At 65.1% G+C, this 20060-nt stretch carries 19 protein-coding genes; 11 read left to right on the plus strand and 8 right to left on the minus strand.

Going from position 1 to position 20060, the window contains the following annotated elements; genetic code table 11:
- Nucleotides 1–2 precede the first annotated feature (2 nt).
- Together CN97_RS05145 and CN97_RS05150 are read right to left on the minus strand one after the other, a co-directional pair.
- Nucleotides 3–1850, minus strand: coding sequence for a peptidylprolyl isomerase (locus CN97_RS05145; RefSeq protein WP_051910970.1), 1848 nt, complete (start codon nucleotides 1848–1850; stop codon nucleotides 3–5).
- A 59-nt stretch (nucleotides 1851–1909) separates the two neighbouring features.
- Nucleotides 1910–3088, minus strand: a complete 1179-nt coding sequence (locus CN97_RS05150) for an aminotransferase (RefSeq protein ID WP_035708027.1) — start codon at nucleotides 3086–3088, stop codon at nucleotides 1910–1912.
- Nucleotides 3089–3715: 627 nt separating this feature from the next.
- On the opposite strand from CN97_RS05150, the gene CN97_RS05155 reads away from it, so the two are divergent.
- From CN97_RS05155 to polA, 4 genes are all read left to right on the plus strand, one after another.
- Nucleotides 3716–4096, plus strand: coding sequence for an HIT domain-containing protein (locus CN97_RS05155; RefSeq protein ID WP_035708030.1), 381 nt, complete (start codon nucleotides 3716–3718; stop codon nucleotides 4094–4096).
- A 144-nt stretch (nucleotides 4097–4240) separates the two neighbouring features.
- A complete protein-coding gene (locus CN97_RS05160; protein WP_035708033.1) occupies nucleotides 4241–4708 on the plus strand; it encodes a DUF1203 domain-containing protein in 468 nt (155 codons plus the stop codon).
- A 227-nt stretch (nucleotides 4709–4935) separates the two neighbouring features.
- Nucleotides 4936–5121 carry a zinc-finger domain-containing protein gene (locus tag CN97_RS05165; RefSeq protein WP_035708036.1) on the plus strand — a complete coding sequence of 62 codons (186 nt, stop codon included), beginning with the start codon at nucleotides 4936–4938 and terminating at the stop codon, nucleotides 5119–5121.
- A 127-nt stretch (nucleotides 5122–5248) separates the two neighbouring features.
- Nucleotides 5249–8050, plus strand: a complete 2802-nt coding sequence (gene polA, locus CN97_RS05170) for a DNA polymerase I (RefSeq protein ID WP_035708414.1) — start codon at nucleotides 5249–5251, stop codon at nucleotides 8048–8050.
- Between the two features lie 267 nt (nucleotides 8051–8317).
- On the opposite strand, the gene CN97_RS05175 is transcribed toward polA, so the two are convergent.
- Nucleotides 8318–8974, minus strand: a complete 657-nt coding sequence (locus tag CN97_RS05175; protein WP_035708039.1) for a TerC family protein — start codon at nucleotides 8972–8974, stop codon at nucleotides 8318–8320.
- A gap of 186 nt (nucleotides 8975–9160) precedes the next feature.
- On the opposite strand from CN97_RS05175, the gene metG reads away from it, so the two are divergent.
- The 4 genes from metG (at nucleotide 9161) to CN97_RS05195 (ending at nucleotide 12221) form a co-directional block, all read left to right on the plus strand.
- A complete protein-coding gene (metG, locus tag CN97_RS05180; RefSeq protein WP_035708041.1) occupies nucleotides 9161–10879 on the plus strand; it encodes a methionine--tRNA ligase in 1719 nt (572 codons plus the stop codon).
- A 76-nt stretch (nucleotides 10880–10955) separates the two neighbouring features.
- Entirely contained in the window at nucleotides 10956–11330 is a 375-nt protein-coding gene (locus tag CN97_RS05185) for an NADH:ubiquinone oxidoreductase subunit NDUFA12 (RefSeq protein ID WP_035708043.1), read from the plus strand.
- Between the two features lie 4 nt (nucleotides 11331–11334).
- Nucleotides 11335–11856, plus strand: coding sequence for an outer membrane lipid asymmetry maintenance protein MlaD (mlaD, locus tag CN97_RS05190; protein WP_035708046.1), 522 nt, complete (start codon nucleotides 11335–11337; stop codon nucleotides 11854–11856).
- An 11-nt stretch (nucleotides 11857–11867) separates the two neighbouring features.
- Nucleotides 11868–12221: a DUF2155 domain-containing protein gene (locus CN97_RS05195; protein ID WP_035708047.1), complete on the plus strand. Its 354-nt coding sequence runs from the start codon at nucleotides 11868–11870 to the stop codon at nucleotides 12219–12221.
- 4 nt (nucleotides 12222–12225) lie between these two features.
- Here CN97_RS05195 and aat read toward each other — a convergent pair whose 3' ends face one another.
- The 3 genes from aat to accB are packed head-to-tail and all read right to left on the minus strand — an operon-like array spanning nucleotide 12226 to nucleotide 14723.
- On the minus strand, nucleotides 12226–12888 hold the full coding sequence (gene aat, locus CN97_RS05200) for a leucyl/phenylalanyl-tRNA--protein transferase (RefSeq protein WP_084684000.1): 663 nt from the start codon (nucleotides 12886–12888) through the stop codon (nucleotides 12226–12228).
- Nucleotides 12881–14227 (minus strand): acetyl-CoA carboxylase biotin carboxylase subunit, encoded by a 1347-nt coding sequence (accC, locus tag CN97_RS05205; RefSeq protein ID WP_035708049.1) that lies wholly within the window; start codon nucleotides 14225–14227, stop codon nucleotides 12881–12883. Before accC ends, aat begins: the two co-directional genes overlap by 8 nt.
- A 7-nt stretch (nucleotides 14228–14234) precedes the next feature.
- Complete coding sequence (accB, locus tag CN97_RS05210; protein ID WP_035708052.1) at nucleotides 14235–14723, minus strand: acetyl-CoA carboxylase biotin carboxyl carrier protein; 489 nt, start codon at nucleotides 14721–14723, stop codon at nucleotides 14235–14237.
- A 246-nt stretch (nucleotides 14724–14969) separates the two neighbouring features.
- Here accB and CN97_RS05215 point away from each other — a divergent pair, with 246 nt between their 5' ends.
- The gene (locus CN97_RS05215) at nucleotides 14970–15701 is read left to right on the plus strand and encodes a VPLPA-CTERM sorting domain-containing protein (protein ID WP_035708055.1); all 732 of its coding nucleotides are present in this window, start codon (nucleotides 14970–14972) and stop codon (nucleotides 15699–15701) included.
- 31 nt (nucleotides 15702–15732) lie between these two features.
- On the opposite strand, the gene CN97_RS19745 is transcribed toward CN97_RS05215, so the two are convergent.
- Both CN97_RS19745 and CN97_RS05225 read right to left on the minus strand, forming a co-directional pair.
- Nucleotides 15733–16305, minus strand: a complete 573-nt coding sequence (locus tag CN97_RS19745) for a suppressor of fused domain protein (protein ID WP_051910971.1) — start codon at nucleotides 16303–16305, stop codon at nucleotides 15733–15735.
- Nucleotides 16302–16931 (minus strand): TetR family transcriptional regulator C-terminal domain-containing protein, encoded by a 630-nt coding sequence (locus CN97_RS05225; RefSeq protein ID WP_035708058.1) that lies wholly within the window; start codon nucleotides 16929–16931, stop codon nucleotides 16302–16304. The genes CN97_RS19745 and CN97_RS05225 overlap by 4 nt, the downstream gene beginning before the upstream one ends.
- A 154-nt stretch (nucleotides 16932–17085) precedes the next feature.
- Between CN97_RS05225 and CN97_RS05230 the strand changes: the two genes are divergently transcribed.
- Both CN97_RS05230 and hydA read left to right on the plus strand, forming a co-directional pair.
- Nucleotides 17086–18336 (plus strand): Zn-dependent hydrolase, encoded by a 1251-nt coding sequence (locus CN97_RS05230; protein WP_035708061.1) that lies wholly within the window; start codon nucleotides 17086–17088, stop codon nucleotides 18334–18336.
- Between the two features lie 272 nt (nucleotides 18337–18608).
- Nucleotides 18609–20060 (plus strand): dihydropyrimidinase, encoded by a 1452-nt coding sequence (hydA, locus tag CN97_RS05235; protein WP_035708065.1) that lies wholly within the window; start codon nucleotides 18609–18611, stop codon nucleotides 20058–20060.

Here is a 20060-nt window from a genome sequence, read left to right on the forward strand (position 1 = left end):
CCTCACGGGAAGCGCGAATGCACAGAGTTGATGACAGCCTGGTTGAAGCTGATCTTCGCGTCCGAGTGCAAAGCGGTGGAGAAATAGTCGAACATGTCCTGCGCGAGCGATTGGCCGGCCTGCTGTGTCAGACCATCATGCAGGGCGAGCACGTCGGGATCAGCTGCATCCGGGGTGTTCACGCTGTCGAGCTGAACGAGAGAGATCACGCCGTCGCCCGCAACCGTCTGCCGGGCGCCGGGCTGCAGGACAAAGACCGCCTCGGTGAAGCCGGGCGCAGTGCCTTCCACCACGGAATCGCGGCGCAGCGCTTCCACTTTCGCGGCAGGGTGGCCAAGCGCCGTGATCGCCTCGCCAGCCGCGAGACGGGTTTCCAGCGCCGCGGCCTCCGCCTCCAGCGCCTTCTGCACGGCATCGTGACGCCAGTCCGCCGCCACACGATCCCGCACATCGGCAAAGGGCACGGCCTGCGGGGGCAGGATCTCATCAAGGCGCAGCACGGCGAGCCCGCCGTCTGAAAGCTGAACCAGGCTGGGGAAGTCGTTCTTCTGCACGGTGCGGGCCGCCTCGCGGAACTCCGGATAGGCGGCAGGGCCTTCCTCCGTATCTGGGCGGAAGTCGATATGCCCCTCCTCCATGATCGTGTCGCGGGACAGCTCCTCCACCGTCGCGCCGCCGGCGATCAGGTCGTCGAACTTCGGCGTGTCCGCCGTGATCTGACGGCGGGCTTCCTCCACGGCGACCTCGCCGCGAAGCTGGTCCCGTGCTTCGTCGAAGGTGATGTTCTGGGCTTCGAGGATGCCGTTCATCCAGTAGAGCGCCGGGCCGAAATCCGAGGGCAGCGGTCCGACCACGCCGGGAGCCGCCAGCGCGAATACCTCGGCCCCCGCAGCCCCCAGTTCTGCCTCCGCCACATCGCCGAGGTCGATGTCCGCGGCCGTGATGCGGCGTTCGGCGAGCAGGCCGTCCCGCGTGATCTGTCCCGCGTCGAGCCGTGCCTTGGCATCCTGCGCTTCTGCCTCCGAGCCGAAGACCATGCGTTCCACCAGCCGCCGTTCGGGCTGAACGAACTCCTCCTGCCGCTGATCGTAGGCGCTTCGTAGCGCTGCATCGCTCACCTCCACCGTCGGGGCGAGCGTATCGGGCGTCACCCAGGCGTAGCTGATGCGCCGCGCTTCGGGGAGGGTGTAGCGGTCCTTGTGCGCGTCATACCAGGCGGTGAGTTCTGCCTCTCCCGGCTCGGGCACCGGCGTTGAAAGGTTCGCCCCGGTCAGCGTGACATGCGTGGCAGAGCGTGTCTCGGCCAGGAAAGAGACGAGCGTGTTGGCATAGATGCCCGGCTCGGCCACGCCGCTGGCGATCGCCGTCTGCAGGACACCGCGTGCCGCATCGTCGCGGAGCGTGCGTTCGAACTCCGCCTCCGTGTAGCCCGCACGGCGCAATCCGTCAGCATAGGCACGGCGGTCGAACTGCCCGTTCAGCCCATGGAAGGCGGAAATGGCGAGCACCTGCCGCTGCACTTCCTGATCTCCGGCAGAAAGGCCGATCCGCTCCAGCTCCGCATCGATGAGCGCGCGACCGACGAGCTGGTTGCGGACCGCCGCATCCAGCCCCATGGCCTGGGCATCCCGCAGAGTAAGCGCCCGGCCCGACTGGGCGGAGAAAGTGCGGAGTTGCTGCTCCAGCGCGCGGGCATAGTCGTTGGCGGTCACGTCACGCCCGTTCACCGTTGCGACGGCGGTCGCCCCTCCGCCGAAATTCGTGACGCCGAATCCGCCCAGACCGAAGATGAGCAGCCCCATCAGCACCCAGATGGTGACGTTTGCTCCCTTGCTCCGAAACTTGGCCATGCGCGGATCCCTCTGCTGGTCCGGGGCTTCCTACGGCACGGAACGGGGCCGGGCAAGCATCACATGGCAACCTGTGACAGCCGTCCGAACAACTCCCCGATACCCGCGTGGTCGATATTGGCGAAGGCGATGCGGAAGGCGCGTGCGCCGGCGGCATCGCCTTCGGGCATGAACATCGTGCCCGGCAGCAGCAATACGCCCGCGTCCCGCACCAGCCGTTGGGCCGCCTGATCGGAAGGGAGAGAGAAGGGATGCTCCACATAGGCGAAATAGGCGCCGCAGCCGAGAAGCTTCCAGCCCTCCAACTGCGGGAAGCCTTCCACGATGGCGGCGCGACGGTCGAGGATCTCCGCCCGCTCCCCCGCGACCCATTGTGCGAGGTTCCGCATCCCCCAGAGCGCGCCCCGCTGCCCGAGCTGGCCCGCACAGATTGCCACGGTGTCGAGAAATTTCTCCGCCTCCGCCAACTGCCGCTCCGACGCGACGATGGCGCCGACGCGGTGGCCGGTCAGGCGGTAGGCCTTGGAGAAAGAGTAGAGATGGATCAGCGTGCCGTGCCAGTCCGGGTCGGCGAACAGGTCGTGCGGTGCGCCCGAGCGGGCGTCGAAATCCCGGTATGTCTCATCCAGCACCAGCGCGATGCCGCGTTCCCTTGCAAGCTCGAAGAAAGCGCGGACCGTTTCGGGCGGATATTCCACCCCGCCCGGATTGTTGGGCGAGACGAGCACGATGGCGCGGGTCCGGGGAGTGATGAGCCGCAGTGCGGCCTCCGCTTCGGGGATCAGGTCTGGGCCGGTTGCAAGCGGCACGGCGGTGACGCCCTGCATGTCGAGCCACATCTTGTGGTTGAAGTACCACGGTGTCGGCAGGATCACCTCATCGCCTTCGCCAGCGAGCGTGGACAGGATGGCGGTGAAGGCCTGATTGCAACCCTGCGTGATCGCGACCTGCGAGGGGCGGATTTCTCCCCCATAGGCGGCGGACCACTGCATGGCGATCTCCTCACGCAGCTCCGGCATCCCGAGCACCGGGCCGTAGAGATGGGCGGCGGGATCGTTCAGCGATGCCTCTGCGATGGCGCGGCGGAGCGGCTCGGGCGGCGGCTCCACCGGGGCGGCCTGGCTCACGTTGATGAGAGGACGGTCCGCCGGGAACTCCACGCCGGAGAGCCAGCGCCGGGCCTCCATGACGGGGGGAGGGAACGTGGCGGCCATGCGGGGGTTCAAGGGGAGGGACATAGGGGCTCCGTCAGATGCGCGACGAGATGTAGCGCCCCATGCGCCCTCCGCGCAAGCGCGCCGGTCTGGAAGCGTAGCAAGCGGTGGAAGCCGCCTGCTATCGCCAGTGTTCCCCCGCGAGGGGTAAACATGCGCTCCACCTCCCCGCCGAGAGGACCGGCGGACCAGCGTTCCCCCGCAAGGGGCAAACAGATATGCGAGCCCTCCGGGTGCCGGGCCCCATTGCGAGAGAGAGCTCCCAACGGGTCAGCGACTGCCGTCCATCGGCAAGTGCGCGCGGCTACGTGCAATCGTGAGCCGGGCCGAAGTCCGGCGGGACTCGTTGCCGGTCGTGACTAGATGGGAGGTGACTCATCCGCACGGCCCGATCCTGCGCCCGGCCGTGCGGGGGGACTCCCGCCAGCGGAAGTCATTTCTTGCTCCCAAGCGCGGGCTGCGCGGGGGGACGCCCCCCGCGACCCCCGGTTTCAAGCGCGTGAGGACCGGCCTTCGGCCCGCTCCCAGCGGAGGGAGGATGCGGAGGGAGGATTCTGCGCGACTTCCATCACATCCATCGACCGGGCTGACTTACCCGAGCAGGCCATGATAGGCAGGCGGCGAGTCGCGACATCAGGGCAGGAGACGGCAGTGGGCTACGCTTACGACGACCAGAACATCTTCGCGAAAATCCTTCGCGGAGAGATCCCGAACAAGACGGTACTGGAGACCGAACACACGCTCGCCTTTGCGGATATCCAGCCGCAGGCGCCGGTGCATGTGCTGGTGATCCCGAAAGGGCCCTATGTCAGCCTCGATCATTTCACCCAGGAAGCCTCCGACGCGGAGATCCTCGATTTCAACCGTGCCATCGGCAAGGTCTGCGAGATGACGAAGGTCGAGACGAAGGACGGCGGCATGGGCTTCCGTGCGATCACCAATGCCGGGGAGCATGGCCATCAGGAAGTGCCGCATCTCCACGTCCATATTCTGGGCGGACGGCAACTGGGCCGGATGCTGCCGCGGGACTGAGACCGGCACCGGCTCGCCGGCTGCATCCGACCGGCTGCATCCGACCGGTGGCGTGCGAGCGCCGGGGAGGCGTTGACCTTTGAGCAGGTTCCGGGTGGCGGGACAGCGCCCCGACAGGCGATGTTGCGGAAAAAGGAGGTTGCCATGGTCCTGTTCTCCGCGCTTCCCGGCCCTGCGGTTGCCCGTCTGCGGACGGGCGGGCTGGATGCCTATGATATGCTGCCCGAGCTTCGCCGCGCGGAGGAGGCCGCGCTGCCCTGCCGCCATTGTCTGCGCCACATTCCGGTGGGGCGGGATTACCTTACGCTTGCGTGGCGGCCGTTCCCGGCGCTCCAGCCCTATGCGGAAACCGGGCCGATCTTCCTGTGCGCTGCATGTGAGCGGAGGCCGGATGGCGGGGAGCTGCCGGATATCCTGTCTTCGCCCGACTATATCCTGCGCGGTTACGGTGCGGATCATCGCATCGTCTACGGAACGGGGCAGGTTGTCGCGACAGGCGACCTGACCCAACGGGCTGACGAGCTTCTGTCAAACAAGACGGTGGCCTATCTGCACGTGCGCTCCGCGCGCAACAACTGCTACCAGCTTCGGATCGACCGGGAACCGTCCTAGCGCAAGACAGTCTGCATTCCCCGATGCGCTGATACGCGCCGGGGCAGGGGGCAGGTGGCGTAGCCACGCGTGTGAGGCGCTTCATGACGATGCGCCGCTTGCCCGCAGGCGGCATGCGCGGCTATCCTTGGACGCAACCTCGCGGCGCCCCCTTGCTGGGCGAAGGTGAGGCAGATAAGCAGCACCTGCTGAGCCGATCCAGTTTGAGCCACGAGCGGAGCCAAGGCATGACCATCGAAGCCCCCGAAACGGAAATCGTCCATTCCCGCCGCATCGCCTGCGACGGTGGCGAAGGCGCGCTCGGCCATCCGCGGGTATGGCTGACGATCCCGGAGGAGCCGGGCTGGGTCGAATGCGGCTACTGCGACAAGCGCTTCGTGCTTGACCCGAACGCGGTGCCCGACGCGCACTGACCGTCCCGGAAGGCACGTTCCGGTTCCGCCGGCCCTCGCATCCCGCCGCCCTCCGGAGTAAAAGGACGGCCTGACGGCGATGGAGGCGGATATGGCGAAGGACGATACGACAGGCGGCGCGGCGACGGTGCCCTTCGGCAAGGGGCATCACCTGCACCTGATCGACGGTTCCGCCTTCATCTTTCGCGCCTATCATGCCCTACCGCCGCTGACCCGCAAGTCGGACGGCCTGCCGATCGGTGCGGTCGCGGGCTTCTGCAACATGCTGTTCAAATATGTGGACGGCAACAACAGCTCCGCCGATGCGGCCACGCATCTCGCGGTGATCTTCGACTATTCGTCCAAGACATTCCGCAACGACATCTACCCGCTCTACAAGGCGAACCGCCCGGAACTGCCGGAGGATCTGCGCCCTCAGTTCCCCCTCACCCGCGAAGCGGTCCGCGCCTTCAGCATCCCCTGTATCGAGATCGAGGAATACGAAGCCGACGACATCATCGCCACGCTGGCCTGCCGGGCGCGCGATGCGGGGGGCCGGGTTACGATCATCTCCTCCGACAAGGACCTGATGCAGCTCGTCGGCGACGGGGTGGAGATGCTGGATGCGATGAAGAACCGCCGCATCGGGCCGGAGGAGGTCGAGGAGAAATTCGGCGTCCCGCCTGCCAAGGTGGTGGATGTGCAGGCTCTGGCCGGCGACTCGGTGGACAATATCCCCGGCGCGCCGGGGATCGGCATCAAGACCGCAGCGCTGCTCATTCAGGAATACGGCGACGTGGAGACGCTGCTGGAGCGGGCGGGTGAGATCAAGCAGCCGAAGCGGCGGGAGACGCTGCTGAACAATGCGGAGCAGATCCGCATCTCCCGCAGGCTGGTGGAACTGCATTGCGACATGCCGCTCGATTGCGATCTGGCAACGCTGGAAGTGCAGGAACCGGAGGCGGAGGTTCTGATGGACTTCCTCGCCCGGATGGAGCTTCGCACCCTGACGAAGCGCATCGCGGACCGGAAGGGCATCCTGCCGCCCGCCGTCTCCGACGTGCCGCCCGCGGACGAAGAACCGGCGGAGGCAGTGGAGGAGCCGCCCTTCACGCCTGCCGATTACGTGTGGATCCGGGATATGGACACGCTGGAGGCCTGGATCGCGGAAATTCGCGATACGGGGCTCGTGGCCTTTGACACGGAGACCACCTCGCTTGACGAGATGCGGGCCGAGCTGGTCGGCATCTCGCTGGCCACCGCGCCGGGTCGCGCGGCCTATATCCCGCTGTCCCACCGGGTGGGGGAGGGCGACCTGTTCGGCGGTTCCGATCTGGCGGAGGGGCAGCTTCCGCTGGACATGGTGGTCGATGCTCTCCGGCCCGTGCTGGAGGATGCCGCGATCCTCAAGATCGGTCAGAACGTGAAATACGATCTGAAGATCCTGCGCCGCTACGGCATCGACGTGGCTCCGATCGACGACACGATGCTGATGTCCTATGCGATGAATTCCGGGCTGCACAATCATGGGATGGATGTGCTGGCGGAAAGCTATCTTCAGCATCAGTGCATTCCGATCAAGTCGCTGATCGGTTCGGGCAAGAGCCAGATCACCTTTGACCGCGTACCGGTCGCGGAGGCGGTGAAATATGCCGCGGAGGACGCGGATGTCACCTTCCGGCTCTGGCGGCGGTTCAAGCCGCAGTTGCACAGGGCGCGGGTGACCACGATCTATGAGACGCTGGAGCGCCCGCTCGTTCCGGTGCTCGCGGGCATGGAAATGGCGGGGATCCTCGTCAACCGCGACGCGCTCTCCCGCATGTCGAACGCTTTTGCGCAGAAGATGGCCGGGCTGGAGGCAGAGATCCATGAGCTCGCGGGGGAGCCTTTCAACGTGGGCTCGCCGAAGCAGCTGGGGGAAATCCTGTTCGAGCGCATGAGCCTGGCGGGCGGCTCCAAGGGCAAGAACGGCGCCTACGGAACGGGGGCGGACATTCTTGAGGATCTGGCTGCGGAAGGTCATGACCTGCCCGCGCGGGTGCTGGACTGGCGCCAGCTTTCCAAGCTCAAGTCGACCTATACGGATGCGCTGCAGACCCATATCCACCCGGAGACGGGCCGCGTTCATACCAGCTACTCCATCGCCGGGGCGAACACCGGGCGTCTCGCCTCCACCGATCCGAACCTGCAGAACATCCCCGTGCGGACGGAGGAAGGACGGCGCATCCGCGAGGCCTTCGTGGCCCAGCCGGGCTGCAAGCTCGTCTCTCTTGACTACAGCCAGATCGAGCTTCGCATCCTTGCCCATGTGGCGGAAATCCCGGAGCTCCGCACCGCCTTTGACGAAGGGCTGGACATCCATGCGATGACCGCCTCCGAGATGTTCGGGGTACCGATCGAAGGTATGGATCCGATGATCCGTCGGCAGGCGAAGGCCATCAACTTCGGGGTGATCTACGGGATTTCCGGTTTCGGTCTCGCCCGGAACCTGCGCATCCCGCGCGATCAGGCACAGCGGTTCATCGACACTTATTTCGAGCGGTTTCCCGGTATCCGGGGATATATGAACGGCACGATCGAATTCGCGAAGAAACACGGTTTCGTCCGCACGCTGTTCGGCCGCAAGATCCATACGCCGGAGATCAACGCCAAGGGGCCGACCGCAGGTTTCGCCCGCCGCGCGGCGATCAACGCCCCCATTCAGGGCACTGCCGCCGATGTGATCCGCCGGGCCATGATCCGCGTGCCGCAGACCATCGCGGATCTGCCCGCCAAGATGCTGCTCCAGGTGCACGACGAACTAGTGTTTGAGGTGGAGGATCGCGCGGTGGAGGAACTCATCGGGCGTGTCCGCGCCGTCATGGAGGGTGCGGCTCTGCCTGCTGTCGAGCTTTCCGTGCCGCTGGTGGTGGATGCGGGCTGGGGTGACAACTGGGCGGAGGCGCATTGAGCGCAGATTCCGGAGGGCAGTCCTGCCTCACAAGCTCAGGGTCGCCTCCGGGTCATGAGGGTGCCGTCAGGGCACTCTCGCCCTCCGGCACGCTGGGAGAACGTGTAAAAGCCTTCAGCACTCTGGCAGCGCTCTGTCAGCACTGTGCGAGAGCGGAAATCATGCGTGATCCGCCGAAATCCGGCGGGATAACCACCGTCCAAGAGGCCGATTTCCCGGTTTCTTTTAATAGAAACGTGGCGCTTCGGGGCTTTTCAGCAGCCCCTGTCAGACGCTCGTCGCCTCCGCTACGGCCCAGATATCCATCGCACCGCGGTAGATCATGTCGAGCGCGATATAGAGGATGATGAGCAGCCCCACATAGCCGATCCAGCGGTAGCGGTGCAGAAGCCGCGCCACCAGCGAGGCTGCAAACCCCATGAGCGCGACGGAAAACACCAGTCCGAGGGCCAGCAATCCCGGATGTTCCCGCGCGGCGCCCGCGACCGCCAGCACATTGTCGAGCGACATGGAGACGTCGGCGATGACGATCTGCCGCACAGCCTGGCCCAGCGTCTTGCGCGGGGCACGCTCGCCCACCTGTCCCTCGCCCGTCAGGTCTGCATCGCCGAGCGCTTCATGCGCGGCGATTTCTTGCTCCTCCGGCGTGCGGAGTTCGCGATACATCTTCCAGCAGACCCAGAGGAGCAGGATGCCGCCGACGAGGATCAGCCCCACCACATCGAGCAGTTGCGTCGTCACGGTCGCGAGGATCACCCGGAGCACCGTGGCCGCGATGATGCCGATGAAGATCGCCTTGCGCCGCTGATCCGCGGGAAGGCCGGCGGCGGCCAGTCCGATGACCACGGCATTGTCCCCGGCAAGCACCAGGTCGATGGCGATCACCTGAAACAGCACTGCAAGACCAGAGGAGAGAAAGTCCATTGAACCCCCTTCATGCTGCAAGGCACACGATGGACCTGCGGCATTTCATCCCATAGGCCGCGCCCCCTCGTTCGGCAATCCCTTCGCGCCTGACCGCTGGCGGAGGCCGGGAGCCTGCGCTAAAGGAGGCGCAGACCGGCAAGCAAAGTGGCAGGCAATCTGGCAGGCCCGACAGGAAAGACGCGCATGGCCCGTATTCTCATCACCTCGGCAATCCCCTACATCAACGGGATCAAGCATCTGGGCAACCTGGTGGGCTCGCAGCTGCCTGCCGATCTGTTCGCCCGCTACATGCGGGCGCGGGGCCACGAGGTCATGTTCATCTGCGCGACCGACGAGCATGGCACCCCGGCCGAGCTGGCCGCGGCGAAGGCGGGCAAGCCGGTGGAGGAGTACTGCGCCGAGATGCATGAGGTGCAGAAAGGGCTTGCCGAGGGCTTCCGGCTGTCCTTCGATCACTTCGGACGGTCGTCCTCCGAGCGCAATCGCAAGCTCACCCAGCATTTCGCCGGCAAGCTCGCCGACAACGGCATGATTGCCGAGGTCGCGGAGCGCCAGGTGTTTTCCATCGACGACAACCGCTTCCTGCCCGACCGCTACATTGAGGGCACCTGCCCGAACTGCGGCTATGATCGGGCGCGGGGCGACCAGTGCGAGAACTGCACCAAGCAGCTCGACCCGACGGACCTGATCAACCCGCGCTCCGCCATCTCCGGCTCCACCAATCTGGAAGTGCGGGAGACAAAGCACCTCTACCTCCGCCAGTCCCTGATGCGCGATCAGCTGGAGGCGTGGATCGGGTCCAAGACGGACTGGCCGATCCTTACGACCTCCATCGCCAAGAAATGGCTGAACGACGGCGACGGGCTGCAGGACCGCGGCATCACCCGCGACCTGCACTGGGGCGTGCCGGTGAAGCGGGGCGATCAGGACTGGCCGGGCATGGAGGGCAAGGTCTTCTACGTGTGGTTCGACGCGCCCATCGAATATATCGCGGCAACCGCGGAATGGGCCGATGCGCAGGGTCTGCCCGACAGCGCCTGGCGCCGGTGGTGGCGGCTGGATGAGGGGGGCGATGACGTCACCTATTTCCAGTTCATGGGCAAGGACAACGTCCCCTTCCATACCCTGTCCTTCCCCGCGACGATCATGGGATCGGGCGAACCGTGGCGGCTTGTGGATTACATCAAGTCGTTCAACTACCTGAACTATGACGGCGGCCAGTTCTCCACCAGCCAGGGGCGCGGCGTGTTCATGGATCAGGCTCTGTCGATCCTGCCCGCCGACTACTGGCGCTGGTGGCTGCTGAGCCATGCGCCGGAGAACTCCGACAGCGAATTCACCTGGGAGAATTTCCAGACGAGCGTGAACAAGGATCTGGCCGATGTGCTGGGCAACCTCGTTTCCCGCGTCACGAAGTTCTGCCGCTCCAAGTTCGGGGAGGCAGTACCGCAGGGCGGGGACTGGGGACCGCAGGAGGAGGCGCTGATCGCCGAACTCACCACGCGTCTTCGCGCCTATGAAACCTTCATGGAGCAGATGGAGATCCGCAAGGCCTCCTCCGAACTGCGCGCGATGTGGGTGGCAGGCAACGAATACCTGCAATCGGCCGCACCCTGGACCGCCGTGAAGACGGATCCAGAGCGGGCGGCGGCGATCACCCGGCTCTCGCTGAACCTCATCCGGGTCTACGCGGTGATTTCCGCGCCGTTCATCCCCGATACATCGGCACGGATGCTGGCCTCGCTCCGTACGATGGAGGGGGTATGGCCCGACGATCTGGCAGAAGCGTTGACGCAGCTGAAACCCGGACATGCCTTCGAGGTGCCGGAGGTGCTGTTCAACAAGATCCCGGATGAAGACCGCGAGGACTGGGAACGCCGCTTCGCCGGCACGCGGAGTTGAGGTCGTCCGTCCCGTCACGACTGGACGTCTTGGCGGCGATGGGCCATATCAGGGCAGGCAAGGCCCGGAGGGACGGATGGACTTTCTCAAACGTGTGCTGACCTGGTGGAACGGCCAGACCATTGGAACGCAGGTCTTTACCTGGCGCAACGGCATCCGCGTCGGTGAAGATGAGCAGGGCAACGTGTTCTACCGCAACAAGGACAGTAGCCGCCGCTGGGTCATCTACAACGGAGAGGCAGAGGCTTCCCGTATCAGCCCCGACTGGCATGGCTGGTTGCATCACACCTGGGACAGGACCCCGGAGCAGGCGCCGCTGGCCCACAAGGGCTGGGAAAAGCCGCATCAGGAGAACCTGACCGGCACGCCGCTCGCCTATGTGCCGCCGGGTTCGCTGCTGCGGCCCGAACCTGCCGAACGGCGGGACTACGAGGCCTGGCAGCCGGAGTAAGCAGATGGCGGAAACAAAGATCTCCGAAGTTCTGGTTGGCGGACTTGTGCTCGTCGTGGCAGCAGGCTTCCTGCTGTATTCCTCCGGTACAATTGGTCTGCATCGTTCGGGCGGCAGCTATGACCTGCATGCGAGCTTCCGCTCGACGGAGGGTATCGCGGTGGGCACCGATGTGCGGCTTGCCGGCGTCCGTGTGGGGTCTGTCACCGGTCTTGCGCTGAATCCGCAGACCTACTTCGCGGATATGACGATCTCCGTGCAGAACGGGCTGGAACTTCCGCAGGATACCGCGTTGCTCGTGTCCTCCGAAGGGCTGCTCGGCGGCAACTTCATGGAGCTGGTTCCGGGCGGGATGCCGATGAACCTCGCCCCGGGGGATGAGATCGTCGATACCCAAGGCTCGGTGAGCCTCATTTCGTTGCTCATGAAATTTGTAGGCGGCTCCGCCAGCGATGCGCTGAGCGGTGGCGGCGATGCCGGGGAGCACTCCTCCACAGAGCCTAATTTGGCGCCTGCGGAGCAATGAAAGGCGGGCGTATGCTGTTGATGGCGGCTCTGCTTGCGGTCTCGGCAGGCAGTGCCGGAGCGGCGTCGGTGTCTTCCGCGACGGGTGGCATGGTCCGCTGGCTCGACAAGGTCTCTGGCGAGACGCGGGACATTCCCCTGCGTCGCGGGGAAACGAAGACGGAAGGGCGGCTTTCCATCACGCTTGATGAGTGCCGCTTTCCCAGCGCCGACCCCGCCTCCAACGCCTATGCCCATCTGACGATCGTGGATTCGCTCCAGACCAGCGGCCCGGTATTCGCGGGCTGGATGATCGCCGACAGTCCTGCGCTCTCCGCGCTGGAAAGTTCCCGCTACGACGTGTGGATCCTCCGCTGCACCAACTGACGGCTCATTGCGCCTGACGGGAGAGCAGAACCTCCACCGTGGGTATTTCTCCGGGTGCCTCGAAGCTCGCATCCCTTCTGATCGCAGCCTGCAACTGCCGCAGATAGGCGGCGCGAGGGATCTCAATAGCGCCGAGCCTGGCGAGATGGGGTGTCAGGAATTGCGTATCGAACAGGATGTAACCCCCGGCGCGCAGGCGATCCACCAGATAGGCCAGGGCCACCTTGGAAGCATCCGTCTGGCGGGAGAACATGCTCTCTCCAAAGAACGCGGCTCCCAATGTCACGCCGTAGACCCCTCCGACCAGCCTCTCCTCCTCCCACACTTCTATGGAATGGGCGTGCCCCGCGCGATGCAGCGCGCCATAGAGCGACATGATCTGGGCGTTGATCCAGGTTTCCGCCCTTGCGGCGCAACCCTCCATGACGGCGGCAAAGGCACGATCCGCGGTCACCTGAAAGCGGCCGCTGCGGATGCGGCGGGCCAGCGACCGGGAAATGTGGAAGTCATCCAATGAAAAGACCCCCCGAAGCGGAGGGTCTATCCAGCGCAGCTCTGTCGCCTCACGGCTATCCGCCATGGGAAACAGGCCAGCGGCGTAGGCACGGAGCAGAAGCTCCGGCGCGAGCGGCAGCACCTCGGTGCCTGCCGCCCCCCGGTCAGGCATAGGCCTGGGCCAGCCAGCGTTCCAGCCAGTGGATGTCGTAGGTTCCCGTCTGAATGTCCGGCTCGCCGATCAGGTCGTAGAAGAGCGGCACGGTGGTATCCACCCCGTCCACGATCAACTCGCCCAGCGACCGGCGCAGCCGCGCCAGCGCCTCCTCCCGGTCGCGCCCATGCACGATGAGCTTGCCGATGAGGCTGTCGTAGTAGGGCGGGATCCTGTAGCCGCTGTAGAGTGCTGAATCCATCCGCACGCCGAGACCGCCCGGCGCATGGAACATCTTCACGAGTCCGGGGCAGGGCGCAAAGTTCGGCAGCCGCTCGGCGTTGATCCGCACCTCGATGGCATGGCCGTTGATGACCAGATCGTCCTGTCCGAAGGAAAGCGGCATGCCGGAGGCCACGCGGATCTGTTCACGCACGAGATCGACGCCGAAGATCGCCTCCGTCACCGGATGCTCGACCTGCAGTCGGGTGTTCATCTCGATGAAGAAGAACTCGCCGTTCTCGTAGAGGAACTCGACAGTGCCCGCCCCGGAATAGCCGATCTTGGCAACGGCATCGGCACAGATCGCCCCGATGCGCGCACGGGTTTCCGCGTCGATCACCGGGCCGGGGGCCTCTTCCAGAACCTTCTGGTGGCGGCGCTGGAGCGAGCAGTCCCGCTCCCCCAGATGCACGGCATGACCCTTGCCATCGCCGAAGATTTGTATCTCGATATGACGGGGTTTCTCGAGGTATTTCTCGATATAGACCTCGTCGTTGCCAAAGGCGACCTTGGCTTCGGACCGAGCGGTGCGGAAAGCGATTTCCAGCTCCTCCTCGCTCCGCGCGGTCTTCATCCCGCGCCCGCCGCCGCCGGCCGTGGCCTTGATGATGACGGGATAACCGATCTCTCTCGCGATGATCTTTGCGGTGTCCACGTCCGGTACGCCGCCGTCGGAGCCGGGAACGCAGGGCACGCCAAGCGCGCGCATCGTTTCCTTGGCGGTGATCTTGTCGCCCATGATGCGGATATGCTCGGCGCGCGGACCGATGAAGGTCAGGCCGTGATCCTCCACCATCTGCACGAAGCTGGCGTTTTCCGACAGGAAGCCGTAGCCCGGATGGATCGCCTCCGCCCCGGTGATCTCGCAGGCGGAGATGATCGCGGCGGGGGACAGGTAGCTTTCGGAGGAGGGGGGCGGCCCGATGCAGACGCTCTCATCGGCCATGCGGACATGCATCGCGTCAGAATCTGCCGTGGAATGCACGGCGACGGAGCGGATGCCCATCTCCTGACAGGCGCGCACGACGCGAAGGGCGATCTCGCCCCGGTTGGCGATCAGGATCTTCTCGAACATTCCCGCCTCACTCGATGATCATGAGCGGCGCGCCGTATTCGACAGGGGTGCCGTCCTCGATGAGGATCCGCTTGACCGTCCCGGCCCGTGGCGCGGGAATATGGTTCATGGTCTTCATCGCCTCGATGATGAGGACGGTCTGCCCCTCGCGCACCTGTGCGCCGATCGTCACGAACGGCTGCGCGCCGGGTTCGGGCTGGAGATAGGCGGTACCGACCATGGGAGAGGTCACGGCGCCCGGATGCTGGGCCGGATCCTCAACCGCTGCCGCCGCGGGGCCCGCCGGTGCCGCCGGAGCAGCAGCGACAGGGGCCGCGAACGCCGCCTGCGGGACGGGAGCATAGGTAACGGTCGACTGGCGAGAGATGCGCACGTCGAGGCTGTCATCCTCGCCATAGTCGCGTTTCACGGCGATTTCCGCCAGGTCGCTCTTGTTCAGGATCTCTGCCAGCGCTTCGATGAACGCGACATCTGCCTCCCGCGTGGATTTCGTCATGCTTTTCCTCTTCGTGCGGCGATAGGACGTTCGGCCTTTGGACGCGCTTATATGCGACACGGCCCGCGGTTGAAAGCCGGCATCGCAGAGGCGTGAGGGCCCGCTCGTGCACGATGTCATGCACAGGGCCACATCAATTTTCTTGGCCTTTCGGTAAAAATATAGTTAATCTTCTAAAAGAAAGCGATTAGCTTTCGTCCAGGCTCCGAGCACTGGTCCAAGAGCCTATTGTATTGGGGAGGTTTTATGAAACTAGCTTTTGTGGGCGCATTCGCGCTCTCCATGTCTGCACTCATGGCGCAAGCAACAACCCTGACAGTTTATGACGGGGTCAAGGCGGGCAAGCAGAAGTTCGACGCGACGGTCACCGCGGCGGAGGGCGTGGTCAAGAACGATGTCCTTGATGATCTGCCGTATGCTTCGGACAGCTTCGACAGGGGCGATTACACCATCACCAAGAACGATGGCGGAACGCTCTACTCCACTACCTACGGTACTCTGTCCGGTCAGGTGCTGGGCATAAGTCCTTCGGGAACAGGTCCAGGGCTGGGGGCCTTCGGAAGCGGCATTACCTTCACCTTCAAGGACAAGGTCAACGCCTTCGGTTTCGAGGTGGGCGATTGGGCGACCTGCTGCTTCCTTCCGACAAACCTCTATATTTCGTTTGACGGGGGTGCTCCGATCCTCGTGGGGAGCGCGACGGAGCAATCCGAAGGACAGTTTCCGTCGCAGGATGGAAACGGCTCCATCGTCAACGAAATCTTCGTGGCGGCGTTCGACGATACCGGCAGCTTCGAGACGGTCTCCTTCTGGGGCGACGGTTTCGGAGAGTATCTGGTTGCGGGAGGGCAGGTGAAATACGCGCTGCTTGATGAAGGCAGCCTGCCGCCGCCCTCCACGGTTCCGCTGCCTGCGGCGGGCCTGCTGCTGATGGGCGGTATCGCGGCGGCGGCCGGTCTGCGGCTGCGCCGTCGTTGAAGAAAGGGGCGTGGCTCACGGGCCGCGCCCTCTACGCCACCGAGGCGCGCTCGAAATCGAGTATGTCGGCTTCGGCTTCTTCCAGCAGATCCTCCAGCCGTTCGGCGCCCTGCTTCAGGGCCAGGCCACGCTCAGCTTCGCTGATCGGGATGGCCTGCAGGAATAGCACCAGCCTTTCGGGCAGGCGAAGCGGCGCAGGTGGCGTATTCCAGAGGAAAGGCGCGGAGAGGAGCACATGGGGCAGATGCGGCGCGATGCCTTTGCGCCCCTTCAGCGCATCGGTCAGGATCATGTCGGGCACCAGCGCCTTGCCATGCTCCGCGACCTGCTGCGCGATATCGGCCAGCAGTCCCGCGCCTTCTTCACCGACCACAGAGGCAAGCACGATCTCCGCGCCGTGGCCGGCCATTGTGCCGTCATCCAGCCGGAGCGGAAGCGCCGACAGGCCGAGCGTGACGTGGCTCTCCACTCCCGGTTCGGGACTGTCCTCGACCGTCAGGAGCGCGGACCCGCCCTCCTTGCGCAAGCGTGCGGACTGTCCGAGGCTGTCGCGCAGATGCCTGACAAGCGCATCGCGGGGCACGTCATGGATCGTATCGGTCATGGTTGCAGCAGCTTTCTGAACAGCAGGTCGAGATGGGCTTCCGCCGACGGGAAGGGGTCGCTTTCATGGGGGCCGAGCACGGCGCGCACCTGCACATCGAAATCGGCATAGTGCTGCGTCTCCGCCCAGATGGAGAAGATCAGGTGCTTGGGATGGACCACAGCGATCCGCCCTTCTGACGACCAGCGCGCGATGAGCTGCGCCTTCTCCTCCACCAGTTCCGCCAGCGCCCCTGCAAGCACCCCGCCGATATGCGGAGCACCTTGCAGAACCTCATTGGCGAACAATCGGCTTTCACGCGGGAACTGTCGGCTCATCTCCAGCTTGCGGCGGACATAGGCGAGGATCTCCTCCACCGGCTCGCCCGCCGGGTCCAGTGCGCGGAGGGGGTCTAGCCAGCTTTCCAGCATCCGGCCGATCAGCGCGAGATAGATCGCCTCCTTCGAAGGGAAGTAATAGAGCAGGTTCGGTTTCGACAGCCCGGCCGCCCCCGAGATGGCGTCGAGCGTGGTGCCTCGAAACCCCTGCTGGGAGAATAGGTCGAGCGCGGCCTCAAGGATCGCGTCGGAATTCTTGCGTTGTATCCGCGTCTTGCGAGCGGGGCGGACCGTGATCTCTGGCTTCATCGCGATCTCCTGTTGCCTCGATGATAGGCGTTTCCGCGGCTTTGCGCCAGAGAAGCGACCGCGGCCCTTCTCGCCGGGTTGACTGGCTACCGGCCTTTGATAGCGTCCAGAGGCGCTGCCGGACAGGCGCGCGGAAGAACAGGCAGGACGGAATATGACGGCAGCAGCCGGGAATCTGAAGGTCGACGGCGCGCGGCTGTGGACGAGTCTCATGGACATGGCGGAGATCGGGCCGGGGGTGGCAGGCGGCAACAACCGCCAGACGCTCACCGATGCGGATGGCGAGGGACGCGCGCTCTTTGCCCGCTGGTGCGAGGCCGCGGGATTGACGATGGGCGTCGATGCGATGGGCACGATGTTCGCGACCCGTCCCGGCACGGATGAGGCGGCGCTGCCGATCTATGTCGGATCCCATCTCGACACCCAGCCGACGGGCGGGAGGTTCGATGGGGTGCTGGGCGTGCTCGCCGGGCTGGAGGTGATCCGCACGCTGAACGATCTGGACATCCGCACGAAGCATCCGATCGTCGTCACGAACTGGGCGAACGAGGAAGGGGCGCGCTTTGCCCCGGCAATGCTGGCATCCGGCGTCTTTGCCGGCGTGATCGACCTTGAGCATGCCTACAGCCGCAGCGATGCGGATGGGCTGACCTACGGCGCGGAGCTTGAGCGCATCGGCTGGAAGGGGGATGAAGAGGTCGGTGCCCGCCGCATGCACGCCTATTACGAACTCCACATCGAACAGGGTCCGATCCTTGAGGCGGAGGATGTCGATATCGGGGTCGTTACCCACTGTCAGGGCCTTTGGTGGCTGGAGTTCACGCTGGAGGGCCGGGAGGCGCATACCGGCTCCACGCCGATGGCGATGCGGGTGAACGCGGGCCTCGCCATAGGCCGGATCCTCGAGAGCGTGCAGCGGATCGCGATGGAGGAGCAACCCGATGCGGTCGCGGGTGTGGGGCAGGCGCGCTTCTTCCCGAACTCGCGCAATGTCCTCCCCGGAAAGGTCGTTTTCACGGTGGATCTCCGCACCCCGGACGCCGAAAAGCTGGCCCGCATGCGCTACCGGATCGAGACGGAGGCCGCGGCCATCTGTGAGGGGCTCGGCGTCGGCTGCGCGGTGGAGGCGGTTGGCCATTTCGAGCCGGTGACATTCGACGAAGCCCTGGTCGGGAATGTGCGCGCGGCGGCAGAGGAACTGTGCTACAGCCACTGCAACATCGTCTCCGGCGCGGGTCATGACGCCTGCTGGGCTGCCCAGGTTGCCCCCGCGACGATGATCTTCTGCCCCTGCAAGGATGGCGTGAGCCATAACGAGGCCGAGGAAATCACCCCGGAATGGGCGGAGAAGGGCACGAACGTGCTGCTGCACGCGGTCCTGAAAAGCGCGGAGGTCGTCGTTTGAGAATGGTCTGCGCCCGGACCCTGCGGGAGGCGAAGCCCGTAAAGGGCCGCCTCGACCCGCTGCCGGTCCGCGAGTGCTTCCCGCCCGGTGGCGGAGAGACAGGATGAAAACGCCGTGAAGTTCCGGCTGATCGGAGATGACGCATACTGGCGTCGCAAGACCCCCGGCGGCGGGGCAGGGGTTGCTCCCGATGGCACCTTCGCAGGTCAGGGAAGCGCAATCCTGAACCGGGGTCTGGCGATCGAACATGATAACGGAAGGCGGGGGTTCTTATGTCCACGGTAATAAAGAACGGCACCGTCCTTACAGCGGACCTGACCTACAGGGCCGATGTTCTGGTGGAAGACGGGCGTATCGCCGCCATCGGGCCTGACCTTTCGGGCGATACCGTTCTTGACGCCACCGGTTGCTATGTCGCGCCGGGCGGGATCGACCCGCATACGCATTTCGAGATGCCTTTCATGGGCACCTATTCCGCCGATGATTTCGACAGCGGCACCCGCGCCGCGCTGGCGGGCGGGACAACGATGACGGTTGATTTCGTTCTGCCGGAACCGGGGCAGTCGCTTCTCGATGCGCTGAAGATGTGGGACAACAAATCCGCCCGCGCGCATTGCGACTATTCCTTCCACATGGCGATCACCTGGTGGGGTCAGCAGGTGTTTGACGAAATGAAGGCCGTGACGGAGCGCGGCATCAACTCCTTCAAACACTTCATGGCCTACAAGGGCTCGCTGATGGTGAACGACGAGGAGATGTTCGCCTCCTTCCGCCGCTGCGCGGATCTGGGTGCCATCCCCTTCGTGCATGCCGAGAACGGCGATATCGTGGCCCAGATGCAGGCGCGCCTCATGGCCGAGGGCAATACCGGGCCGGAGGCACATGCCTACAGTCGCCCGACCGCCGTGGAAGGGGAGGCCGCGAACCGCGCCATCGTCATCGCCGACATGGCGGGGGTGCCGGTCTATATCGTCCATGTCTCCTGCGAGGAGGCGCATGAGGCCATCCGGCGGGCACGGATGCAGGGCAAACGCGTCTGGGGCGAGCCGCTGGTGCAGCATCTGCTGCTGGACGAGAGCGAATATGCCAACCCCGACTGGGACCATGCCGCCCGGCGCGTGATGTCGCCGCCCTTCCGCAGCAAGGCGCATCAGGACGGGCTATGGGCCGGGCTGGCCGCGGGGACGTTGTCCTGCGTGGCGACGGATCACTGCGCCTTCACCACTGCGCAGAAGCGCACCGGGCTGGGCGATTTCACGAAGATCCCCAATGGCACCGGCGGGCTGGAAGATCGCCTTGCGTTGCTCTGGACCTATGGGGTGGAACAGGGGCGGCTCACGCCGAACGAGTTCGTGTCCGTGACCTCGACGAATATCGCCAAGATCCTGAATATCTATCCCCGGAAGGGGGCCGTGCTGGTCGGTGCGGATGCTGATCTGGTGGTCATCGACCCTGAAAGGCGCAAGGTCATCGGCGCGGCCTCGCAGCAGTCCGCCATCGACTACAACGTGTTCGAGGGGATGGAAGTGCGGGGCCTGCCGCGCTTCGTGCTCTCCCGCGGGCGCGTGATGGCGGAGGAGGGCGCGCTCCGTCCCGCAGAAGGGCACGGCCGCTTCGTGGACCGCCCGCCCGCAGGTCCGGTCAGCCGTGCTCTGTCCACCTGGAAGGAACTGACCGAACCCCGCGCCATCCCCCGTGGGCCCATCCCAGCAACCGGAGTATGA

The sequence above is a fragment of the Haematobacter massiliensis genome, from assembly GCF_000740795.1.
In the GTDB taxonomy this organism is placed as follows: Bacteria; Pseudomonadota; Alphaproteobacteria; order Rhodobacterales; family Rhodobacteraceae; genus Haematobacter; species Haematobacter massiliensis.